The sequence below is a fragment of the Kitasatospora sp. NPDC092948 genome (genome assembly GCF_044754805.1).
In the GTDB taxonomy this organism is placed as follows: Bacteria; Actinomycetota; Actinomycetes; order Streptomycetales; family Streptomycetaceae; genus Kitasatospora.
The window spans coordinates 760,585-779,580 of the sequence record NZ_JBIVPU010000001.1; the positions used below are offsets into that span (position 1 = coordinate 760,585).

Consider the following 18,996-nt stretch of genomic DNA (forward strand, 5'->3'; position numbering starts at 1 on the left):
CCGCCCGGCCGTGGCGCTTCGCCCGCCCCGCTGCGCGCGGTCGTGCTGCCGGGCTTTGCGTCAGGAGTGACGGCAGGTGAACCGGCGGTGTTCGGCCGCCCGGCCGTGGCGCTTCGCCCGCCCCGCCGCGCGCGGTCGCGCCGCTCTCGGCCCATGACCCGACGCTTCGTCAAATTCTCGACCCGTCAAGGAAGATCGCAGATGAATCAGCAGCGTTGGACCACCCGGCTACGGTCGCTGGCCCGCCCCGCCGCCGGCGCGGCCACCCACTGGAACGGCCGAATGCTGGCCCTGGCCGCCGACGGCCCCCGCCACGGGACCAGGTGGGGGCGCTCCGTCGCGGTGCTGCTCCCGGCCGCGCTCACCGCCGGTGCACTCGGCGGGGCGATCGCCGACGGCGCGCTCGCCGCGAGCTTCAACGTCACCAACTCGCCGTTCACCCTCACCTCCAACGGCGTCTCCGGGACCGGCTTCGGCGCGATCCTGAACACCCCCTCCGTGGAAGCCGCCAACGGCTCCACCTCCACCAGCACCGCGATGGCCCGGGTCGGCTTCGCCAGCGCCGGACTGGCCGGACTGTGCGGCATCGTCCACCAGTCCTTCGCCGGGGTGCCGTACTCGATGCTGCTCACCGCCGGCCAGCCGGTGACGGCCGCGCCGCCCACCGCCTTCACCGCCGACATCAACGCGTCCAACCTGTACATCGAGGCCCCGACGCTCACCGCCGCCGGCAACACCACGCTGCAGAACGCGGTGCTCGGCATGTCCGCCGACCAGGTGATGGTGGCCGGGCAGGGGCTCACCGGCGCCCAGGCCGGCGGCTTCGGCCTGGGCTCGGCCGGCTCCGGGCCGGGCGGCAGCACTGTCACCCTGGCCGGGCTGAACGCCAGCGCCTACACCGCCGAGATCGCCGGCTCGCTCACCCTGCCCGCCCTCAACATCAGGGTCGTCCCCGGATCGGCCACCACATGCTGACCGCCCGACTCGCCGCCGGGTGGCGCTGGTTCCGGGCCTTTCGCCGCACCCGCCCGTTCTGGGGCGGACTGTGGCTGGTGCTCGGCGGCTGGACGGTGCTCAAGTTCTCGCTCGGCGCGATCCAACTGGTCACCGCGACCGGCTTCAACGCGGTGGCCGGCTACCTGGTCGGCGGCGGCATGATGCTGTGCGGCCTGATCCCGCTCGCCGCGCCCGGCCAGCGGATCACCTTCGGCCTGATCGGCACCGTGCTCGCCGTGGTCTCCCTGGTGGTCTCCAACCTGGGCGGCTTCCTGGTCGGCATGCTGCTCGGCATCCTCGGCGGCGCGATGACCGCCGGCTGGGGACCGAAGCGCAAGTCAGCGCTGGGGGAGTCGACATGACTAAGCGTCAAATACATTCTGCGGTCGGGGTGTTGGGGGCGTTCGCCGTGCTGGTGGCCGTTGCCGCCGGACCGGGCGACGGCGACCGGGCAGCGGCGGCCGACGGCGCCGTGTCCGCCGCACCGCAGGTGCTGCCCGGTGAGCCGCAGCCGCTCGGCATGCCGTTCCTGCCCACGCCGAACCCGATGCACGTCACCATCGCCAGCCTCAACGCCGTCGGGCTGAGCGTCAAGAACAACGTCACCATCCGGCTGTCCGACGGCACCACCCGCACCACCACCCAGTACACCTTCACCCAACTGGCGATCCGCTCCAACATGCAGGTCGCGCACACCGCCCCCGACGGCACCGCACTGACCATCTCGGTGCCCGCCGCCGGCTCGCTCGGCGGCCTCGACCGGGCCGGGAAGCCCGAGACCACCGTGATGTGGGGCGACATCAGCAACCTCTGTGTCACCGTGCTGTTCGAAATCTGCGGCATCCAGGGGCTGCTGAACTTCTTCGGCTCGTTCATCAAACTCGACGCCGGCGCCACCAGGTTCACCGCCGACATCTACGGCATCCAGACCGTCGACGACCATGCCGCCCTCGACTCCACCGACAACCCCGTCCACCTGCCCGGCACCATCACGGTCACCAGCCCATGAGCGAACACGCCGACGAGACACCGGAGTTCGGGCACACCCACTGGCGGCGCGGCGCCGCCGTCGCACTGCCCGCGCTGCTCGCCGCCGCCGCACTCGGCCAGGCGATGGCCGGCGGGGCGCTGGCCGCCGGGCTGCAGATCCAGAGCGGCACCGTGCAGCTCACCACCAGCAGCCTGTACGGCACGCACTTCGCCGCCGCCGTGGTCGACCAGCCCTACACCCGGCCCGACGGCAGCACCGGCATCGCCCACCCGCTGCGGATGGGCTTCGCGCAGGGCGTCATCAACGGCCTGTGCCTGGCGCAGAAGCAGCAGATCCTCGGCGCCACCTACACGCTGATGATCACCGTCGGCGACAACAACCCCGCCACCTGGGAGATCACCACCCAGAACACCGTCCTCGACCTGCGCAGCGCCACCGGAGCGCTCGACATGGACGGCCTCGTCGACCTCAACATCAACGGCCCCGACACCACCACGGTCGGCGACGGCGCGGGCGGCTACCTGCCCAACCCGCTGAACAGCCCGCAGCACCGATTCGGCATCCAGGCCGGCTACGCCAAGTTCGACAAGGTCACCGCGACCGTTCACGACCTCCAGCTGCCGGGCCTGCTCAGCACCCCCGGCCTCACCATCGCCGTCCGCCCCGGCTCCGTCGACTGCCCGGCCCCGGCCGCACCGGTCGGCACCCCGGGCAGCAAGTGACATGCCGTCAGGCCGGGCCGTTTCGCCTTCGTCGAGCAGCAGCGCCGGCGCCCGCCGGGGTGGCGCTGCCGACGGCCTCGCGGCGGTCGTCTACCGTCGCAGCCACGGCCGGGCGCCGGAGCTTCACCGCGTGCTGCTCGAAGCGCTGCCCGTCCGGCAGTTCGACGTCCGCGACCCACGCGTTCAGCCATGCGTCCTGGTGCGCCGTGCGCTCCCCGTGCACCTTCCGCCGCATCCCGCCACCCCTTCCGCCCGCAGTGCGCCACCGCAGCCGGCGCCCGCCGCGGCCGGAACCGAACGGTTGTCCCACTCGTCCTTGTCGGGGAGAAGCACGACGGGATTGGCCCTCGTGGCGAAGGGCAGGAGAACGGCATGGGCATCGTCAGTTGGATCATCCTAGGGCTCCTCGCCGGAGCCATCGCCAAGCTGCTGCTCCCCGGCAAGGACCCGGGCGGCATCATCGTCACCACCCTGATCGGTATCGCCGGCTCGTTCATCGGCGGGTGGCTGTCCACGAAGATCCTGCACAGGTCGATCAGCGTGCACTTCTTCGACCTGCCGACCTGGATCTCCGCGATCGCCGGATCGCTGGCCCTGCTCATCGTCTACCGGCTGATCTTCGGGAAGTCACGCGACTGACGGAACGTCAGACAGGTGCCCCGGCCGAGACGTTCGGCCGGGGCACCCTGCGTTGTGCGCGTCACAGCGCCGGCAGCGGCTCCCGCGCGACCGCCCGGGCCCCGGCCGCCGCCTCCGGATGTGCGTGGGTGGCCCGGGCGGAGCGCTCTGCCTGCTCGGCGACCACCGCCAGATCGTCGGCGAACCACGCGTCCAGCGGCGCCACCCGCATCGCCGCGCCGTTGCCGGGCGAGCCCTGCCCGCCGAACATCGCACCGGTGACGGCGACATGGTCCTCGCCCGCGTGCACCGCACGCAGCACCTGATGCATCGACGGGCCGTACTTGCGGTGCGGCACCGCCGTGTACTCCGCCGCGAACTCCCTTGCCAGCACGGCCGTTTCGACCTCGCCGTGCTCGCCCAGGTGGATGGCGCTCGTCCTGCTACGCCGACGGCGCCGGGCGGACCGGCCGCCCCGCGACCTCCGCCGACGCCTCCACCCGCCGGCGGACGAACCAGCGGTCGCCGAAGGCAATCGCCCAGCGCCAGACCGTGCAGGCTGTCCAGGGCGGGCGGCGGGACGGGGTACATGGTGACTCCTCGAACGTTCAGGTGGCACCGAGTCCGGCCCGGCGCCCCGCCGCCCGTCGAGCCGATTTCCCGGCCGGAGCCCGAGCCCGGTCCCGTCTCGCCCATCGGACGGGATTCGCTCGATCGTGAGCGATTCGCGCTGCTGATTCGCCCTCGCGGGTTCAAGGTGGGAGACGGACGCGCTCGGAGACCGCGTCCCGCTCGCCGCGTCGGGCCAGGGCCCGTGGCCGCTCCCCGGCCCCGACGACGGGTCGGGCGGCGACAGCGCGGACGGAGCACACTCGCAGGGAACTGATCGAATCTTCTAGGCTCGCTTCCCGGTCCCCTGCCACGGTCGCCCCTCCGCGCCGAGGAACAGAGGACCGACGTCCCCGGACCCCGGGCCGAGCCGGGGTCGCGGACCGAGCGAGGAGGACGCAGTGCTGCCCAGCCCCACATCGCACCGGACACCACGACCGAGCCCGAAGCCGCAACAGATCCCCGCGACACCCGCCCCGGCCATACCTCCCAGTGCCACGCGCCCCACCGGGGGTGAACGGTGAGCCGCCATACCGTGGTCCCCGAGCCACATCCCGCCACACCCCCGACCGCACCGCCGGCCGCACCCCCGACCGCGCCCCCCGAGGCCGATGAACCGCCCACCACGGCAACGACGTTGGCCACCGCCGCACTACCGGGCCTGCCCCGCACCCTGACCAGCAGGGCCCGCACCCTCACCGCCGCCGTCCGCAAGCGCTGCGCGGACCTCGCCCGGATCGAAACCCCGTCCGGCGACGCGCCCCGGCTGAACACCCTCGCCGAAGAACTCGCCGCCGGATACACCGCCACCGGCGCCACCGCCACCCGCGACAGCTGCGACCACGGCGACCACCTCGTCCTCAACTGGCCCGGCCGGCACGAAGACCTGCCGCACCTGCTGGTGGTCGGACACCACGACACCGTCTGGCCCGTCGGCACCCTCGCCGACTGGCCCGTCGAGGAACAGGACGGGCGTCTCACCGGCCCCGGCATCCTCGACATGAAGGGCGGACTCGCCCTGCTGGAAGGCGCGTTCGCACTCCTCGCCGACCTCGGCCAACGCCCGCACCGACCGGTGCGGATGATCGTGGTCTCCGACGAGGAGATCGGCAGCCCCGACGGCCGCCGTCTGTTCGAACAGCACCTGCGCGGCGCGGCCGCCGTCCTCGGGCTCGAACCCGGCCACCCCGACGGCCGGTTGAAGACCGCCCGCCGAGGCTCCGCCCGGGTCCGGCTCACCGTCACCGGACGCGAGGCACACGCCGGCAACGACGCCGCGGACGGCGTCTCCGCGATCGACGAACTCGTCGACCAACTCATCGCCGTCCGCGGCCTCTCCCGGCAGCCCGGCACCGAACTCAACGCCGGACGCATCGGCGGCGGCACCCGCGCCAACGTCGTCGCCGGCCGCGCCGAGGCCGAGATCGGGCTGCGCTTCTCCACCACCGAGGCCCAGCGCCGCACCCTCGACACGCTCGCCCACCTGACCGCGAACCGGCCCGGCGCGAACGTCCGCACCGAAGTCCTCTCCTCCCGCCCGGCCTGGCCCGAGCGCCCGGCGAACCCGCTCCTGCGCCACGTCCGCTCCCTGGCCGCCGCCCTCGGCCACCACCTCGACGGCGCACCCGCCGGCGGGGCGGGGGACACCAACCTGGCCGGCGCGAGGGGTCTCCCGACACTCGATGGCCTCGGGGCGGTCGGGGCGGGGCCGCACGCGCGGCACGAGCACTTGCGGATCGACCAGCTGGGACCGCGGATCGCCCTGCTGGCAGCTCTGCTGGCGGTGCCGTTGCCCCGCTTGAGGTGACCACCGGGGCGTGGGGAGTGTGCGAGATCAGGGGCGCGTGGGGCGCCTCCCGGCCCGCCGGGGCCGGGGGAGACCTGCGCGACCAGCGCAAGGCCTGTCCGCCAGGTCGCGAGCACGTGCAAGTGATTGCCCTGCGTCGCGATCTTGCGACGTAGCGCCTTCCGCTTCGCGCCGTTCCCCGCGCCCCTGTTTTCGCGCCCACCTGCTCAAGCGCCCACCCGCTCTCGCGCAGGTCTCCCCGCGCCTCGGTTTGTGCCTCCGTACATGCTTGTCACCGGGTCTCCCGTGTGTACAGAATGGAACCGACCGAACGGTCAGTCGGGAGGTGGGTGGTGGAGGCGAGCGCGGAAGCGCAGTCGCGGTTCGAGGCGGTGGTCGCCAACGAACAGCGGGTGGAGCCCCGGGACTGGATGCCGGAGGCGTACCGGGCGACGCTGGTGCGGCAGATCGCGCAGCATGCCCACTCGGAGATCATCGGGATGCAGCCGGAGGGCAACTGGCTGACCCGGGCGCCGTCGTTGCGGCGCAAGGCGATCCTGCTGGCGAAGGCGCAGGACGAGGCCGGTCACGGGCTGTATCTGTATGCCGCGGCGGAGACCCTCGGGGTGGACCGGGCCGAGCTGACCGAGAAGCTGATCGACGGGCGGCAGAAGTACTCGTCGATCTTCAACTACCCGACGCTGACGTTCGCCGACGTCGGCGTGATCGGCTGGCTGGTGGACGGCGCCGCGATCTGCAACCAGGTGCCGCTGTGCCGGTGCAGTTACGGGCCGTACGCGCGGGCGATGGTGCGGATCTGCAAGGAGGAATCGTTCCACCAGCGGCAGGGCTACGAACTGCTGATGACGCTGATGGCCGGCACCGACGCGCAGCGCCGGATGGTGCAGGACGCGGTGGACCGCTGGTGGTGGCCGTCGCTGATGATGTTCGGCCCGCCGGACGGGGCTTCGCCGAACAGCGAGCGGTCGATGGCATGGCGGATCAAGCGGCACAGCAACGACGAGCTGCGGCAGCGTTTCGTCGATATGACCGTCCCGCAGGCCGAGCACCTCGGCGTCACGCTGCCGGACCCGGCGCTCGCCTGGAACGAGGAACGCCGCAGCTGGGACTTCGGCGAGCCGGACTGGTCGGAGCTGCAACAGGTGATCAAGGGCCAGGGCCCGTGCAACGAGCAGCGGATCGAACGGCGGCGCGCCGCCCACGAGGACGGCGCCTGGGTGCGCGAGGCGGCGTCGGCGTACGCGGCCAAGCACGCGCAGGGAAAGGGGAGTTCGGAATGAGCGGAGAGCGGGCGTCCTGGCCGCTGTACGAGGTGTTCGTACGGCCGCGGCGAGGGCTGAACCACGTGCACGTCGGGTCGCTGCACGCGGCCGACGACCGGATGGCGCTGCTCGCGGCCCGGGACCTGTACACCCGGCGCAACGAGGGGGTGAGCCTGTGGGTGGTCCGCTCGGACGCGATCACGGCGTCCAGCCCGGACGAGCAGGACCCGTTCTTCGCGCCGAGCGGGGACAAGGTGTACCGGCACCCCACCTTCTACCCGATCCCCGAGGACGTCCCGCACATCTGACGCCACGCACCTGACGCCCCGTCAATCACTCAGCAGGGAAGGCGACATGACCGACGACCACGTGTACCTCTCACTGGCTGACGCCGCAGGTGAGCCGGACGGCGAGGCGCGCTGGGCCTACGGCACGGGGTTCGCCGATCCGCTGCTGGGCGTGGACGCCGCGCCGCCGCCGGGAATCGACCCGGCGGACCTCGCGGCGTACTGCCTGATGCTCGGCGACGACGCCCTGGTGCTGTCCCAGCGGCTGATCCAATGGGTCACCCGGGCACCGGAGTTGGAGGAGGAGGTGGCGCTCGCCAACCTCGGCCTCGACCTGCTCGGACAGGCCCGCCGACTGCTCACCCGGGCCGGCCAGCTCGACGGCACCGGCCGCAACGAGGACGAACTCGCCTACTGGCGCGAGGACTTCGACTACCGCAACGTCCGCCTGGCGGAGCTGGAGAACGGCGACTTCGCACAGTGCGTCGGGCGGATGCTGCTGTTCGCCACCGCCCGCGAGGAGCTGTACCGCCGGCTGGTGGAGCACGCCGACCCGGTGCTGGCCGCCGTCGCGGCGCTCGGCGTCAAGGAGTTGGCGTACCACCGGGAGTACGCGCAGTCCTGGGTGCTGCGGCTCGGCGACGGCACCGAGCACTCGCACGAGCGGATGCAGCAGGCGCTGGAGGCGCTGTGGCCGTGGCTGGACGAGCTGTTCACCCCGCACGAGGTCGAACTGCGGCTCGGCGTCGACCCGTCGGAGCTGCGCGAACCCGTACTGGCAAGCCTCGCAGCGGTGTTGGAGGAGGCCACGCTGAGCGTGCCGCAGGCCGCACCGCGGGCGTACGTGAACGGCCGGGCCGGGCGGCACGGCGTGCACACCGAGGCGCTCGGCCCGCTGCTGGCGGAGCTCCAGGTGGTGGCCAGGGCGCACCCGGGGGCGACATGGTGAGCACCCTCGAACGGGCCCGGGAGGTCGCGGCCGCGGTGCCCGACCCCGAACTGCCCATGCTCACGCTGGCCGACCTCGGCATCCTCGCCGACGTCGAGGAGCACGACGGCGCCGTCACCGCCTGGATCACACCCACCTACTCCGGCTGCCCGGCGGTCGCCGAAATGGCCGGCGACGTGGCCCGGAGGCTGCGCGCGGCCGGATTCGACCAGGTCGAGGTGCGGTTGCGGATGAACCCGCCGTGGTCCAGCGACCGGATCAGCCCGGAGGGCCGCCGCAAGCTCGCCGAAGCCGGCATCGCCCCGCCGGTCTTCGGGGCGCGGCCCACCGCGACCCGGTTGACGCTCGGCCCGACCCGGCTGGCCGTGCCGTGCCCGCAGTGCGGCTCCACCGACACCGAGGAGCTGTCCCGGTTCGGCTCCACCGCCTGCAAGTCACTGTGGCGGTGCCGCAGTTGCCGGGAACCCTTCGACCGGATCAAGGAGATCTGATGGCCGCCCGCCGCCCGCAGTTCCACCCGCTGCCGATCGGCAACCTGGAACGGCTCTGCGAGGACGCCGTCGCGGTGACCTTCGACGTACCGCCCGCGCTGGCCGAGGAGTTCACGTTCAAGCCCGGGCAGGTGCTGACACTGCGCCGGATCGTCGACGGGGTCGACGAGCGCCGCTCGTACTCGCTCTGCTCGCCCGTCGGCGGGCCGCTGCGGATCGCCGTCCGCGAGGTGCCCGGCGGGCTGTTCTCGCACTGGCTGGTCGGCGGGACCGCGATCGGCGAGACGGTCGAAGTGCTGCCGCCCAGCGGGTCGTTCACCGCCGACCCGGCCGAACCCGGCGAACACGTGCTGATCGCCGCGGGCTCCGGCATCACCCCGATGCTGTCCATCGCCGGCTCCGTGCTGGCCGGCCACCCCGACTCGCGCGTCACCCTGCTGTACGGCAACCGGCGCAGCGACACGGTGATGTTCGCCGACGAGCTCGCCGACCTGAAGGACCGTCACCTCGACCGCTTCCAGCTCGTCCACGTGCTGTCCCGGGAGAGCCGGGACGCCGAACTGCTCAGCGGACGCCTCGACGCCGACCGGGTGAAGGCGCTGCTGGAGGCGCTGGTGGACGTCCCCGACGTCGACCACTGGTGGCTGTGCGGGCCGTTCGGCCTGGTCGCGGACGCCAAGGAGCTGCTGGCCGGACTCGGCGTCCCCGCCGGGCGGGTGCACCAGGAACTGTTCCACGCCGAGGACGAACGGGCCGAGGAGCGGCACCTGGAACCCGCTCCCGATGCCGCCGCCAGCGAAGTCACCCTCGTCCTCGACGGCCGCTCCAGCACCCTCGCCCTGCCGCGCGACCGCTCCATCCTGGACGGCGCCCAACGCGCCCGCCCCGACCTGCCGTTCGCGTGCAAGGGCGGCGTCTGCGGCACCTGCCGGGCACTGCTCTGCGAGGGCAAGGTCGAGATGCGCCGCAACTTCGCACTGGAGGAGTCCGAACTGGCCGCGGGCTACGTGCTCACCTGCCAGGCCCGCCCGGTCTCCGACCAGGTCACGGTGGACTACGACCGGTAGCTGCCGCCACGGCCGCAACTGCCGTAACTGCCGTTACACGACGGCGGGTTCGGCGGTCGGCCGGTCGCCTTCGCGGAGCAGGCGGACGACCTCGTTCACCGCCGCGCGGCCCGCCCGGTTGGCGCCCACCGTGGACGCCGAAGGGCCGTAGCCGAGCAGGTGGATGCGCGGGTCGTCGGTGACGTGCGTGCCGGTCATCCGGATGCCGCCGCCCGGGCCGCGCAGCGCGAGCGGCGCCAGGTGGGTCAGCTCGGCGCGGAAACCCGTCGCCCAGATGATCGCGTCCACCGCCAACTCCTCGTCGCCCCAGGCGACTCCGTGCTCGGTCAGCCGGTCGAACATCGGGCGGCGGTTCAGCACGCCCAGCTCCTCGGCCCGGCGGTAGGCGACGCTCGGGCCGAGGCCGGTGACGGACACCACGCTGCGCACCGGAAGCCCCGCCGCCACCCGCTCCTCCACCTTGGCGACCACCTCACGGCCGAACTCCGGTGTGAACGGCCCCTGGTGGACCACCGGCGGGGTGCGCGTCACCCACACCGTCCCGGCGACCGCGCCCACCTCGGACAGCACCTGGATCGCCGACGCCCCGCCGCCGACCACCAGCACCCGCCGGCCCGCGAACTCCGCCGGGCCCCGGTAGTCCGCATAGTGCAGCTGACGGCCCGCGAAGTGCCCCGGGTAGCGCGGCAGGAACGGCCGCGTCCAGGTGCCGGTGGCGTTCAGCAGCGCGCGGGTGACCCAGCTGCCGGAGTCGGTCTCCACCAGCAGCCGCCCGTCCGGCCGGTCGCGCACCGCCAGCACCTTCACGGGCCGCACCACGGGCAGCGCGTGCTGCGCCTCGTACGCGGCGAAGTAGCCCGGCACGGCGACCCGGGCCGGGGTGGCCGGGTCGGTGGCGGGGAGTTCGAAGTCCGGCAGGTCGTGGAAGCCGTGCACGGTGGCCATGGTCAGCGAGGGGGAGCGGTGCGCCCAGGCTCCGCCCGGGGCGTCGTCCGCGTCCAGCACCACGAAGCCGGTGTACGGAGCGAAGCCGCGACGGCGCAGGTGGTAGGCGGCGGACAGGCCGGCCTGGCCCGCGCCGATCACCAGCGCGTCCACCTCGCGGGGTGCGGCGCCGGCCGGGTCGATCGTTGCACCTTGAACAGTCACGCCCGTGAAACATCGGGCTGCGGCCGGGTGTTCCCGTCGCCGGCCAGCAGGCGCACCGTGGCGGCGGCCAGCGCCTCCGGGCCGTCCGGGCGCAGGTCCAGGAACAGCCGGGGCTCGGTGAGCTCCAGCTCGATCAGCACCGGCGAGCCGTCCGGCAGGCGCACCAGGTCGACCCGGGCGTAGAACAGCTCCGCGCGCTCCGGGACGGCCGCCAGGATCCGCTCGGCAAGGGCGAGTTGGTCGTCGGCGGGGTCGCGGACGACGTCCCGGAAGCCGCCGCCGAGCATCGGGCCGCGGCGCACCGCGTGGCTGAACTCCCCGCCCAGGTACAGCAGCGAGGTCTCGCCCTCGTCCTCGACCATCGGCAGGTACGGCTGCACCATCGCGGTGCGGCCGGCCGCCGTGAGCGCCGCGACGTGCGCGAGCGCCTCCTCGCGGTCGGTGGTGCGCAGGGTGTCCCGGGCGCCGGAGGACACGGTCGGCTTCACCACCAGCTCCGGCCAGTCGGCGCCGGTGAGTTCCTCGCCCGGGGCGACCCAGGCGGTGGGGACGATCGGCACCCCGGCCTCGGCCAGGTCGCGCAGGTAGGTCTTGTCGGTGTTCCGCTCCAGCACCGGCACCGGGTTGGCCACCCGGGTCAGCGCCGCCGTCCGGCGGGCCCAGCCGAGGAACTCGTCGCGCTGCAGGATGTAGTCCCAGACGCTGCGGATCAGCACCAGGTCGAAATCGCCCCAGTCGACGTCCGGGTCGTTCCAGACCGCCGCCTCCGCGTGCACGCCGGCCCGGGCGAACGCGGCCAGCACGGGGAACATCTCCACGTCCTCGATGCCGAGGCAGGTGGCGTACGCGACCCTCGGGCCGGACGCGGGCAGGACGCCGGACGCGGGCAGGACGGGGTGCGGGGAGGTGCTCACGGGTGCTCCAGGCGGTGCGCGGGACGGTCCGGCAGTGAGGCTCTTACGCACCCGTAAGCAGTGTCAACCGCTTTACCGACTGTCGGACAATATGCCTGCCTGGCTTGTCCGGTGGTCGGGGCCGGCGGTCAGCCGATCGGGGCGATGACCGCGGCGGTGCCGTACGCGCACACCTCGGTGCCGACGTCCGCGGCCTCCGTCACGTCGAAGCGCATCATCAGGACGGCGTTGCCGCCGCGCGCCTTGGTCTGCTCGACCAGCCGCTCCATCGCCTGGTTCCGGGTCTCCACGAGCGTCTTGGTGAGGCCCTTCAGCTCGCCGCCCATCAGCGACTTCAGGCCCGCGCCGATCTGCGAGCCGATGTGCCGCGACCGCACGGTGAGGCCGAACACCTCGCCGATCACCCGCTCCACCCGGTATCCGGGCACGTCGTTCGTGGTGACCACCAGCACGCCGCCGGACGGGTCCTGTCCGCCACCGAAATCGTTCAGTTCAGTCATGGTTCCCACCTTCTGTGACGATTCGTTCCGGGCGCCAGCATGGCACACGGAAAGCGCTTTCCGGTTGGTCCCCGCGCGATCGTCGGGCACCGGATCGGGAGAGCCGATGGACACCGGACCCTCGGGTTTGTCAACCTTGGGGCATGGGCGAGCGAAGCGATCATCCACAAGGGCCTGGCGCGGCGGAGGACTCCGGCGCGCAGGAGATCGAGGCCACCGTGGTGCTGGGCATCCGGATCACCGACTGGCCGGCCCTCCGGGCCGCCGCACAGGCGGCCGTCGAAGACCTCGACTTCGCCGGAATCGACCCCGAGGGCCAGCGCCGCCAACTGCTGCAGGAGGTCACCGAAGACCCCAACGCGGCCCTCGGCGCCCTGCTCCACCCGGACCGGCTGGTCGCCGCGATCCCCGGCATCGAAGCCCTCGGCGGCACGCTGGAGATCGCCGTCTCCGACGACTTCGCCCCCGACTTCGCCGCACTCTTCCCGCTGGACGACGACAGCGACACCGGTGACTGGACCCTGACCCCGCGCACCGCGTGCCTGCTGCACACCCAGCTGATCAGCCTCTCCGACGCCGCCTACGAAGACCTCGACGAACACGGCGACGACCCCGTCACCGTCGCCGACGAAGCCGACTGGAGCGTCTTCGGCCGCCTCCAGCAGCGCACCTGGAACCTCCACCGCGGCTGGCGCCGCGCCTTCGCCCGGGCCTTCGACGACCTCGCCGACGACCTCGCCCTCGGCGAATGGCCACTGCCCCGCAGCCTCGCCGAGGACGTCGCACTGCGCCTCGCACTCGCCGACGCCCGCTCGCTGCTCGGCTCCCAACCAGAGTCGGTGGCCGACATGATGGGCGGTCTGCCCGCGGACCTGTACGACTACGACTGGGACGGCTGCACCGACGAACTCTTCGGCGTCTACGGCCCCGAGGAGACCGAGGACGACCTGGACGCCGCCCAGCGGATCGACCGACTCCTCGCCGCCACCCACCCCGAGGGCTGGTTCCTCGGCTACCAGGACGCCGAGGAGCGCGACCCCGGGCGGGGCTACCGGCGCTGAGCTGGCATGCTGGAGGGGTGAGCTCACCCAACGATGTGACCGGCGAACCGACCCCGTCCTCCCCGGCCCCGCTGCCCGCGGTCGGCGGACACGCGGAGGACCGGGACTCCCACGACCAGTACGTGCTGCCACTGGTGGTCCGGCTGGAGAAGGCCGAACCGCCGCGCCGGACGGACGCGTTGGAGACCTCGGCCCGGGCCGTGCTCACCCTGCTCTCCGACCCGCGGGTCACCGCCGACGACGGCGAGTGGGCCGAGCGCGTCAAGGCCTGGGAGGACGCCCGGATCCGCAAGGTCGTCCGGCGGGCCCGCGGCGGCGAGTGGCGCAAGGCGAACGAGCTGCCCGGCATCACCGTCACCGGCGAGAGCGCCGAGGTGCGGGTCTTCCCGCCGATCCCGCTGGACGGCTGGCCCAAGGAACTCGCCAAACTCCAGGTCTCCGGCACCGAACTCGACGACCCCGCCCCGCCCGCCCCCGCCCCCGAGGGCGTCCCCGTCCTGTGGCTCAACCCGGAGTTGCAGATGAGCGCCGGCAAGACCATGGCCCAGACCGGCCACGCCGCCCAGCTCGCCTGGTGGGAACTGGACGACGCACAGCGCAAGCAGTGGGCGGAAAGCGGTTTCCCACTGGCCGTCAGAACCGCCACCGCCGCCGACTGGCCCACCCTGACGGACGGTCGACTCCCGGTCGTCCGGGACGCCGGCTTCACCGAGATCGCCCCCGGCAGCTGCACCGTCGTCGCCGACCACCCGGCCCTTCGACGCTCCTGAACGTGCCCGCCGACCCCCGCACGGCAACGTGGCAGGCGAGGCGTACGCGTCCTGGCGGCCGTCGTACGCCTCTGACGGGTCCTTCGGCGCGGCGCCTCCCGGGTACCGGCGTTCGGCGAGCCGTTCCGGATACGCCGAGCAGCCTGAATCACCGGAAGTGGCTGCGGTGTTCGCTCAGGAAGGCGTCGAGGGTGCGGGGCGGCCGGCCGAGGATGTCGGTGACGGTGCTCGTGGGGAACTCGGGCCGGGCGATGGCGAGTTGCTGGATCTCCACGAGGTGGTCGGCGAGCCAGGCGGGCAGGCCGGCCTGCTGGACGAGGTTGTCGCGCAGCTCGTCCGGAGCGAGGTCGACGTACTGGATCCGGCGGCCGGTCAGTTCGGTCAGCCGGGCGGCGAGGTCGGGGTGGGAGACGGCCTCCGGTCCGGTCAGCGTGTAGGTTCCGCCGGCGAGGTGGCGCCGGGTGAGCACGGCGGCCGCGACGTCGCCGATGTCGCGGCAGTCGATGTAGTTGCAGGGCGCGTCCCTCATGGCGCCGAGGACGAGGCCCCGGGCCACGGTGGGCGCGAGGCGCAGCAGGTTCTGCATGAACGCGTAGGGGCGCAGGACGGTGCCGGTGAGTCCGGAGGCGTGCAGGTGTTCCTCGACCGCGTGGTGTCCGCGGGATATCGCGACGGGTGCCGTGGGCTCGGCGGCGGGGGCGGAGAGCTTGACGATGTGTCCGATTCCGCTGCGGGCGGCGATGTCGATGACGCGGGTTTCGAGTTCGACCTGGGCGGGGCTGTTGGCCATGGCGAGGAAGAGCTGATCGGCGCCGGCGAAGGCCGCGCGCAGCGAGTCGGGGTCGCCGGCATCCGCGTACCGGACCTCGACGTGCGGGTCGTGCGGGTCGTGCGGGTCGTGCGGGTCGTGCGGGTCGTGCGGGTCGTGCGGGTCGTGTGTCGGGTCGTGCGGGGCTGCGGTGCCGGGGAGCGGTCGGTGCGGGGTGCGGGTGAGGGCGCGGACGGGGACGTCGAGGGCGCGCAGGCTGTGGAGCAGGGCGGTTCCGGTGGTTCCGGTCGCTCCCATGACAACGATCACCGGGTGTCTCCTCGGTGCTTGGTGGTGTCCGCGGCAGCCGGTGCCGCCGGGTTGGGTTCGGTGCGTCCGGGCACAGGCGCCCGGGTGTCGGGGCCGGTCACGGCCGGGCTTTCGGGAGGGTGCCGCGCCAGCGCAGGGTGACGATGGTGGTGGCGAGGACGGCGGAGACGGGCAGGTCGATGCGCAGTCGCCGCAGCCAGGGGGCGGCGTGGAGCGAGGCGCGGGCCGGCAGCCACTCGGCGGCGAACCATCCCAGCGCGGCCGCCGCACCGGTGGCCGCGCTGACCAGCAGCGCGGTCAGGACTACGCGCGGCAGGGTCGTGGTCCAGCGTCGCGGCCGCCCGCCGTGCCGAAGCCAGGCGCCGACCAGGAACGCCACCACCGCGGACGTGCCGGCGATGGAGGTGCAGGCCGCCACGGTCAGATCCGCCTGTCCGGTGACGACTCCCGCGGTACCCGCCATCAGGGCGGGGGCGGCGTAGGCGGTCAGCACCTCGCGCCACAGCGTGAACGGCCGGGCGGCCGCCCGGTTCGGGCCGGTGCTGTCGTTCGTCGTGGGCATCTTGGCCTCTTCATCTCGTTCATCTCGTTGGAGTTCCGAAAAGCGAAGGGGTGCGGGTGGGGCCCGGCGGGCCTTCTCGGCAGGCTAATTGAGTGGAGTAATTAGGTGGCTAATTACTACCTCGTGAAAAGGGCTCCCACCCGCGGGATGGGAGCCCGGGCCCGGCGGCCGGCCGGGTCAGTCGGCGGTCAGGGCCGAGCTGCTGCGCACGACGCGCGCGAGCAGGTCCAGGAACGTCGCGCGCTCCTCGACGGTGAGCCCCGTGACCATCGCCTCCAGTCGCCCGAAATGCTCGGGCGCCATGTCGCGCAGGCGCTGCGCGCCGCGCGCGGTCAGGATCGCGACCGTGCCGCGTCCGTCCTCGGTGGACGGGCGCCTGGCGATCAGGCCCTCGCGTTCCAGGCCGTCCAGCAGGCCGGTGACCGTGGCCCTGGAGACATCTAGGTCGGCCGCGAGTTGCGAGGGGGACTTCTCTCCTCCATGGCCTTCGAGGTCCGCGAGCAGTCGGTAGCGGCCCGTCGACAGTCCGAACCTGGCGAAGTGGGCCTCGGCGGCCCGGCCGACCCTCGCGCCTGCGGAGATCAGTCGCACCGCGACCAGTACCGCCTGTGGGTCCGTCTCCAGGCCGTAGTGCCGAAGTTGCCACCCGGCCTGCTCCAGTGTGGGCTGCTCGCTGTCGGCCTGGTCTCTCGTCATGTGAGTAATATGGCGGCTAATTACTTTGGGTGTCAAGGGGGACTGGGCTGATTTAACCCCGGGCCGCCTCGCTCCGGGGCGGCGGTACGGTCCGGCACCGGCTGCGCAGCCGGATCGGGCGGCTTCGGACCGCTGTCGCCCACCCCTTCCGGCCGCTGCTCGCCATCGCAGGGGACGGCCTCGCGGTCCGGCTCCGGGGCCCACGCGCCGGCGGGCAGGTGGCCGGCCTGCGCGGTCGCGTCGGCCGGAGCGGCGGAGTGGGGAGCGGGGGAGCGGGGGAGTGGGCGTTCACGGTGCGGAGGTCGCTCGGGTGTTCCACTGCCGGAACTTCTCGGGCAAGCACGTGCCGCAGGGCCGGTAGCCGGCGGCTATCGCGGTGGCCTCGTCCCGGAAGAAGACGCGGTGGCGGACGTAGTGGTCGGCGGCGATGAAGCGCAGGGCGGAGGGGCAGTCGAGGCGGCCGTAGATGCGCTTGGGGCGGTAGCCGCCGAGGGTGCCGGGGGTGGTGCTGGTACACGGGTGGCCGTCGGGGCCGATCAGGGTGTAGGTGCGCGGGGGTGCCGGGGTGGTGGTGGCGGGGGTGGACATGCCGTTGGTGGTCATGGTGGCGGTGCGTCAGGCGTCGTGGAAGACCAGGCCGAGGGCGTGCCGGCGGCCGGTGCGGACGGTGCTGACGCCGTGGCGCACCGGCGCGGCGTAGTGGCCACGGGCGGAGGGGACGGGACGGTCACGGGTGGTGAAGACCAGGCCGTGGCCCTGGGGCAGGACGGTCGCGGTGCCGCGGGACTGGGCGCGGGGGCGCTGTTCGACGAGGAGGAACTCGCCGCCCGTGTAGTCGGTGCCGTGCACGTCGAGGCCGATGACGACCTGGAGCGGGAAGACGAGGTCGCCGAAGACGTCGCGGTGCAGGGCGTTCCAGTCGCCGGGGCCGTAGCGCAGCAGGATCTGGGAGCTCTTGCCCTGACCAGCGGCATGGCAGCGGGCGGTCCACTCGGCGAGGGAGTCGGGCCACGGCGCGGGGCGGCCGAGTCGGGCGGCCCAGGCGCGGGCGACGGTCAGCAGGCGGGGGTAGAGGGCCTCGCGCAGCGCGGCGACCGGCTCGGGCAGATCGTGGGTGAAGTAGCGGTACTGGCCGGAGCCGAAGCGGTGGCGGGCCATGTCGACGGTGGTGCGGAACAGTTCGGGCCGGTCGTAGAGCGCGGCGAGCTGTCGGCACTGGTCGGGGTCGAGCAGGCGGGGCGTCAAGGCGCAGCCATGGGAGTCGAGTTCGGAGGTCAGGGCGGCCCAGTCGGCGGTGTCGAGGGTGCGTTCGGCGGCGGTCGGGGCGGTGGCGGTGGCGGTGGCGCTGTGCACGGGGTGTCCTCGGGGGTGGGTCGGACGGTCGGGAGTGGGTCGGACGGTCGGGTGTGGGCGGGCCCAGGGAGTGGTGGCCGAGGCGGACGGTCGGCGGCGCGTTGGCGAGGACCGCGGTGCCGAACGCCCGGACGGCGAGGGCGGCGGCCCTGGGAGGGGTCCTTCGGCGCGCGGGGTGGTGTCGGAGTACTGGACGGTTCCGATCGTCGTCCGGCCGGGGCCCGGGTGCTGGCGGCAATCGGACCTCGCGTCCGGGCGGAACGGGCTGGGCGATGCCGGGCAGGTGCGAGCGCTGCGCGGGTGCGAGTGCCGCGCGGGCAGGAGTGCTGGCTGGGTGACGGGGTGGTCGAGGCCGGGGCGGTCGAGGCTGCGGCCCCGTCGTCAGGAGGCCGGGGAGCTGTGGGGCGAGCGCCTCGGCTCGCATGCGGCTGACGGGTTGTCCGTGTGGGACGGGGGAGGCGGCCGGCAGCGCGGCCCCGGTGGTTCGGGCCGGTGCTCGCGGAGCTGCGAACGCCCGGTCCGAATACCGCCAGCACCCGGTCGGGGACCGGGCCAGGATCGTAAACGCCGTAAAACGGCCGGAAACCTACCGGACCGTCACTATCGGGGCGTCCTGCTGCGCACGCACGCGGTTGCCGCCCCGCCCGTACGAAGGAGCGCATCATGTCGATGGAGGAGAACAAGGCCGTCGTCGGTCGCTGGTTCACCGAGTTCTGGGGCCCCGACTTCAACCCGGCCGTCATCGACGAACTCGCCGATCCGGACATCACGTTCGAGTACTCCATGCACGCCCCCTGCCGCGGCCGCGAGGAAGTCCGCGCCTTTGCGGAGAAGTTCCGGGCCGCCTTCCCCGACCTCGCCTTCTCCGGCACCGCCGACCTCCTCGCGGAGGGCGACTACGTGGTCGGCCGGTGGGTCGGTGGCGGCACCCACACCGGTGAAGCGTTCGACGACCTGCCCGTCGGCGCCCTGCCCGCCAAGACGGGGAAGGCGATGCACTTCAGCGGTACCACCGTCTTGAAGGTCGAGAACGGCAGGATCACCGAGGAGATCGGCCTCGACGACGGTCTCACGGCCCTCCGGCAGCTCGGGTTGGTCATCCCCGCCTGACCGG

At 73.0% G+C, this 18,996-nt stretch carries 24 protein-coding genes; 14 read left to right on the top strand and 10 right to left on the bottom strand.

All coding sequences use genetic code 11. The annotated features are described in order from the left end of the window. Nucleotides 1–201 precede the first annotated feature (201 nt). The 4 genes from ACIQF6_RS02950 to ACIQF6_RS02965 are packed head-to-tail and all read left to right on the top strand — an operon-like array spanning nucleotide 202 to nucleotide 2,709. Entirely contained in the window at nucleotides 202–975 is a 774-nt protein-coding gene (locus ACIQF6_RS02950) for a DUF6230 family protein (RefSeq protein ID WP_400889416.1), read from the top strand. Next, nucleotides 969–1,358 carry a DUF6114 domain-containing protein gene (locus ACIQF6_RS02955; protein WP_400889418.1) on the top strand — a complete coding sequence of 130 codons (390 nt, stop codon included), beginning with the start codon at nucleotides 969–971 and terminating at the stop codon, nucleotides 1,356–1,358. The genes ACIQF6_RS02950 and ACIQF6_RS02955 overlap by 7 nt, the downstream gene beginning before the upstream one ends. Further along, on the top strand, nucleotides 1,355–2,005 hold the full coding sequence (locus ACIQF6_RS02960; RefSeq protein WP_400889420.1) for a hypothetical protein: 651 nt from the start codon (nucleotides 1,355–1,357) through the stop codon (nucleotides 2,003–2,005). Before ACIQF6_RS02955 ends, ACIQF6_RS02960 begins: the two co-directional genes overlap by 4 nt. Next, the gene (locus ACIQF6_RS02965) at nucleotides 2,002–2,709 is read left to right on the top strand and encodes a DUF6230 family protein (protein WP_400889422.1); all 708 of its coding nucleotides are present in this window, start codon (nucleotides 2,002–2,004) and stop codon (nucleotides 2,707–2,709) included. The genes ACIQF6_RS02960 and ACIQF6_RS02965 overlap by 4 nt, the downstream gene beginning before the upstream one ends. 7 nt (nucleotides 2,710–2,716) lie before the next feature. Here the strand turns inward: ACIQF6_RS02965 and ACIQF6_RS02970 are convergent, their stop codons facing one another. Next, nucleotides 2,717–2,944 (bottom strand): hypothetical protein, encoded by a 228-nt coding sequence (locus ACIQF6_RS02970; RefSeq protein WP_400889424.1) that lies wholly within the window; start codon nucleotides 2,942–2,944, stop codon nucleotides 2,717–2,719. 137 nt (nucleotides 2,945–3,081) lie between these two features. On the opposite strand from ACIQF6_RS02970, the gene ACIQF6_RS02975 reads away from it, so the two are divergent. Beyond that, on the top strand, nucleotides 3,082–3,348 hold the full coding sequence (locus tag ACIQF6_RS02975) for a GlsB/YeaQ/YmgE family stress response membrane protein (RefSeq protein WP_400889426.1): 267 nt from the start codon (nucleotides 3,082–3,084) through the stop codon (nucleotides 3,346–3,348). A 61-nt stretch (nucleotides 3,349–3,409) separates the two neighbouring features. On the opposite strand, the gene ACIQF6_RS02980 is transcribed toward ACIQF6_RS02975, so the two are convergent. Further along, the gene (locus ACIQF6_RS02980) at nucleotides 3,410–3,721 is read right to left on the bottom strand and encodes an ADP-ribosylglycohydrolase family protein (RefSeq protein WP_400889428.1); all 312 of its coding nucleotides are present in this window, start codon (nucleotides 3,719–3,721) and stop codon (nucleotides 3,410–3,412) included. A gap of 852 nt (nucleotides 3,722–4,573) precedes the next feature. Here ACIQF6_RS02980 and ACIQF6_RS02985 point away from each other — a divergent pair. The 6 genes from ACIQF6_RS02985 to paaE all read left to right on the top strand — a co-directional run bounded on the left by ACIQF6_RS02985 (nucleotide 4,574) and on the right by paaE (nucleotide 9,799). Further along, nucleotides 4,574–5,743 carry a M20 family metallopeptidase gene (locus tag ACIQF6_RS02985; protein ID WP_400889430.1) on the top strand — a complete coding sequence of 390 codons (1,170 nt, stop codon included), beginning with the start codon at nucleotides 4,574–4,576 and terminating at the stop codon, nucleotides 5,741–5,743. Between the two features lie 296 nt (nucleotides 5,744–6,039). Then, nucleotides 6,040–7,023 (top strand): 1,2-phenylacetyl-CoA epoxidase subunit PaaA, encoded by a 984-nt coding sequence (gene paaA / locus ACIQF6_RS02990; protein WP_400889432.1) that lies wholly within the window; start codon nucleotides 6,040–6,042, stop codon nucleotides 7,021–7,023. Then, entirely contained in the window at nucleotides 7,020–7,313 is a 294-nt protein-coding gene (gene paaB / locus ACIQF6_RS02995; protein WP_033257582.1) for a 1,2-phenylacetyl-CoA epoxidase subunit PaaB, read from the top strand. Before paaA ends, paaB begins: the two co-directional genes overlap by 4 nt. Nucleotides 7,314–7,359: 46 nt before the next feature. Further along, nucleotides 7,360–8,241 (top strand): 1,2-phenylacetyl-CoA epoxidase subunit PaaC, encoded by an 882-nt coding sequence (gene paaC, locus ACIQF6_RS03000; RefSeq protein ID WP_400889434.1) that lies wholly within the window; start codon nucleotides 7,360–7,362, stop codon nucleotides 8,239–8,241. Further along, on the top strand, nucleotides 8,235–8,732 hold the full coding sequence (paaD, locus tag ACIQF6_RS03005) for a 1,2-phenylacetyl-CoA epoxidase subunit PaaD (RefSeq protein WP_400889436.1): 498 nt from the start codon (nucleotides 8,235–8,237) through the stop codon (nucleotides 8,730–8,732). Before paaC ends, paaD begins: the two co-directional genes overlap by 7 nt. Next, on the top strand, nucleotides 8,732–9,799 hold the full coding sequence (gene paaE, locus ACIQF6_RS03010) for a 1,2-phenylacetyl-CoA epoxidase subunit PaaE (RefSeq protein WP_400889438.1): 1,068 nt from the start codon (nucleotides 8,732–8,734) through the stop codon (nucleotides 9,797–9,799). The genes paaD and paaE overlap by 1 nt, the downstream gene beginning before the upstream one ends. 33 nt (nucleotides 9,800–9,832) lie before the next feature. Here paaE and ACIQF6_RS03015 read toward each other — a convergent pair whose 3' ends face one another. From ACIQF6_RS03015 to ACIQF6_RS03025, 3 genes are all read right to left on the bottom strand, one after another. Then, a complete protein-coding gene (locus tag ACIQF6_RS03015) occupies nucleotides 9,833–10,948 on the bottom strand; it encodes an NAD(P)-binding domain-containing protein (protein WP_400889440.1) in 1,116 nt (371 codons plus the stop codon). Continuing rightward, complete coding sequence (locus ACIQF6_RS03020) at nucleotides 10,945–11,862, bottom strand: RimK family alpha-L-glutamate ligase (RefSeq protein ID WP_400889442.1); 918 nt, start codon at nucleotides 11,860–11,862, stop codon at nucleotides 10,945–10,947. Before ACIQF6_RS03020 ends, ACIQF6_RS03015 begins: the two co-directional genes overlap by 4 nt. Before the next feature lie 128 nt (nucleotides 11,863–11,990). After that, nucleotides 11,991–12,362, bottom strand: a complete 372-nt coding sequence (locus ACIQF6_RS03025) for a YbjQ family protein (protein ID WP_400889444.1) — start codon at nucleotides 12,360–12,362, stop codon at nucleotides 11,991–11,993. 143 nt (nucleotides 12,363–12,505) lie between these two features. Between ACIQF6_RS03025 and ACIQF6_RS03030 the strand changes: the two genes are divergently transcribed. After that, nucleotides 12,506–13,423 (top strand): hypothetical protein, encoded by a 918-nt coding sequence (locus ACIQF6_RS03030; protein WP_400889446.1) that lies wholly within the window; start codon nucleotides 12,506–12,508, stop codon nucleotides 13,421–13,423. Nucleotides 13,424–13,458: 35 nt separating this feature from the next. Continuing rightward, the gene (locus ACIQF6_RS03035; protein WP_400890087.1) at nucleotides 13,459–14,193 is read left to right on the top strand and encodes an aminoacyl-tRNA hydrolase; all 735 of its coding nucleotides are present in this window, start codon (nucleotides 13,459–13,461) and stop codon (nucleotides 14,191–14,193) included. Between the two features lie 148 nt (nucleotides 14,194–14,341). Here ACIQF6_RS03035 and ACIQF6_RS03040 read toward each other — a convergent pair whose 3' ends face one another. The 5 genes from ACIQF6_RS03040 to ACIQF6_RS03060 form a co-directional block, all read right to left on the bottom strand. After that, on the bottom strand, nucleotides 14,342–15,271 hold the full coding sequence (locus ACIQF6_RS03040; RefSeq protein WP_400889448.1) for an NmrA family NAD(P)-binding protein: 930 nt from the start codon (nucleotides 15,269–15,271) through the stop codon (nucleotides 14,342–14,344). A 97-nt stretch (nucleotides 15,272–15,368) separates the two neighbouring features. After that, a complete protein-coding gene (locus ACIQF6_RS03045) occupies nucleotides 15,369–15,833 on the bottom strand; it encodes a hypothetical protein (RefSeq protein ID WP_400889449.1) in 465 nt (154 codons plus the stop codon). Nucleotides 15,834–16,010: 177 nt separating this feature from the next. Then, a complete protein-coding gene (locus ACIQF6_RS03050; protein ID WP_400889451.1) occupies nucleotides 16,011–16,529 on the bottom strand; it encodes a MarR family winged helix-turn-helix transcriptional regulator in 519 nt (172 codons plus the stop codon). 288 nt (nucleotides 16,530–16,817) lie between these two features. Then, nucleotides 16,818–17,132: an Ada metal-binding domain-containing protein gene (locus tag ACIQF6_RS03055; RefSeq protein WP_400889453.1), complete on the bottom strand. Its 315-nt coding sequence runs from the start codon at nucleotides 17,130–17,132 to the stop codon at nucleotides 16,818–16,820. A 12-nt stretch (nucleotides 17,133–17,144) separates the two neighbouring features. Next, a complete protein-coding gene (locus ACIQF6_RS03060; RefSeq protein ID WP_400889455.1) occupies nucleotides 17,145–17,882 on the bottom strand; it encodes a 2OG-Fe(II) oxygenase in 738 nt (245 codons plus the stop codon). 663 nt (nucleotides 17,883–18,545) lie between these two features. Between ACIQF6_RS03060 and ACIQF6_RS03065 the strand changes: the two genes are divergently transcribed. Next, on the top strand, nucleotides 18,546–18,992 hold the full coding sequence (locus ACIQF6_RS03065) for an ester cyclase (RefSeq protein WP_400889457.1): 447 nt from the start codon (nucleotides 18,546–18,548) through the stop codon (nucleotides 18,990–18,992). Nucleotides 18,993–18,996 lie beyond the last annotated feature (4 nt).

Coding starts and splice junctions, on each gene's coding strand:
- ACIQF6_RS02950 (WP_400889416.1), top strand. CDS start 202: ATGAATCAGCAGCGTTGGACCACCCGGCTACGGTCGCTGGCCCGCCCC.
- ACIQF6_RS02955 (WP_400889418.1), top strand. CDS start 969: ATGCTGACCGCCCGACTCGCCGCCGGGTGGCGCTGGTTCCGGGCCTTT.
- ACIQF6_RS02960 (WP_400889420.1), top strand. CDS start 1,355: ATGACTAAGCGTCAAATACATTCTGCGGTCGGGGTGTTGGGGGCGTTC.
- ACIQF6_RS02965 (WP_400889422.1), top strand. CDS start 2,002: ATGAGCGAACACGCCGACGAGACACCGGAGTTCGGGCACACCCACTGG.
- ACIQF6_RS02970 (WP_400889424.1), bottom strand. CDS start 2,944: ATGCGGCGGAAGGTGCACGGGGAGCGCACGGCGCACCAGGACGCATGG.
- ACIQF6_RS02975 (WP_400889426.1), top strand. CDS start 3,082: ATGGGCATCGTCAGTTGGATCATCCTAGGGCTCCTCGCCGGAGCCATC.
- paaA (WP_400889432.1), top strand. CDS start 6,040: ATGGAACCGACCGAACGGTCAGTCGGGAGGTGGGTGGTGGAGGCGAGC.
- paaB (WP_033257582.1), top strand. CDS start 7,020: ATGAGCGGAGAGCGGGCGTCCTGGCCGCTGTACGAGGTGTTCGTACGG.
- paaC (WP_400889434.1), top strand. CDS start 7,360: ATGACCGACGACCACGTGTACCTCTCACTGGCTGACGCCGCAGGTGAG.
- paaD (WP_400889436.1), top strand. CDS start 8,235: ATGGTGAGCACCCTCGAACGGGCCCGGGAGGTCGCGGCCGCGGTGCCC.
- paaE (WP_400889438.1), top strand. CDS start 8,732: ATGGCCGCCCGCCGCCCGCAGTTCCACCCGCTGCCGATCGGCAACCTG.
- ACIQF6_RS03025 (WP_400889444.1), bottom strand. CDS start 12,362: ATGACTGAACTGAACGATTTCGGTGGCGGACAGGACCCGTCCGGCGGC.
- ACIQF6_RS03030 (WP_400889446.1), top strand. CDS start 12,506: ATGGGCGAGCGAAGCGATCATCCACAAGGGCCTGGCGCGGCGGAGGAC.
- ACIQF6_RS03045 (WP_400889449.1), bottom strand. CDS start 15,833: ATGCCCACGACGAACGACAGCACCGGCCCGAACCGGGCGGCCGCCCGG.
- ACIQF6_RS03050 (WP_400889451.1), bottom strand. CDS start 16,529: ATGACGAGAGACCAGGCCGACAGCGAGCAGCCCACACTGGAGCAGGCC.
- ACIQF6_RS03055 (WP_400889453.1), bottom strand. CDS start 17,132: ATGACCACCAACGGCATGTCCACCCCCGCCACCACCACCCCGGCACCC.
- ACIQF6_RS03065 (WP_400889457.1), top strand. CDS start 18,546: ATGTCGATGGAGGAGAACAAGGCCGTCGTCGGTCGCTGGTTCACCGAG.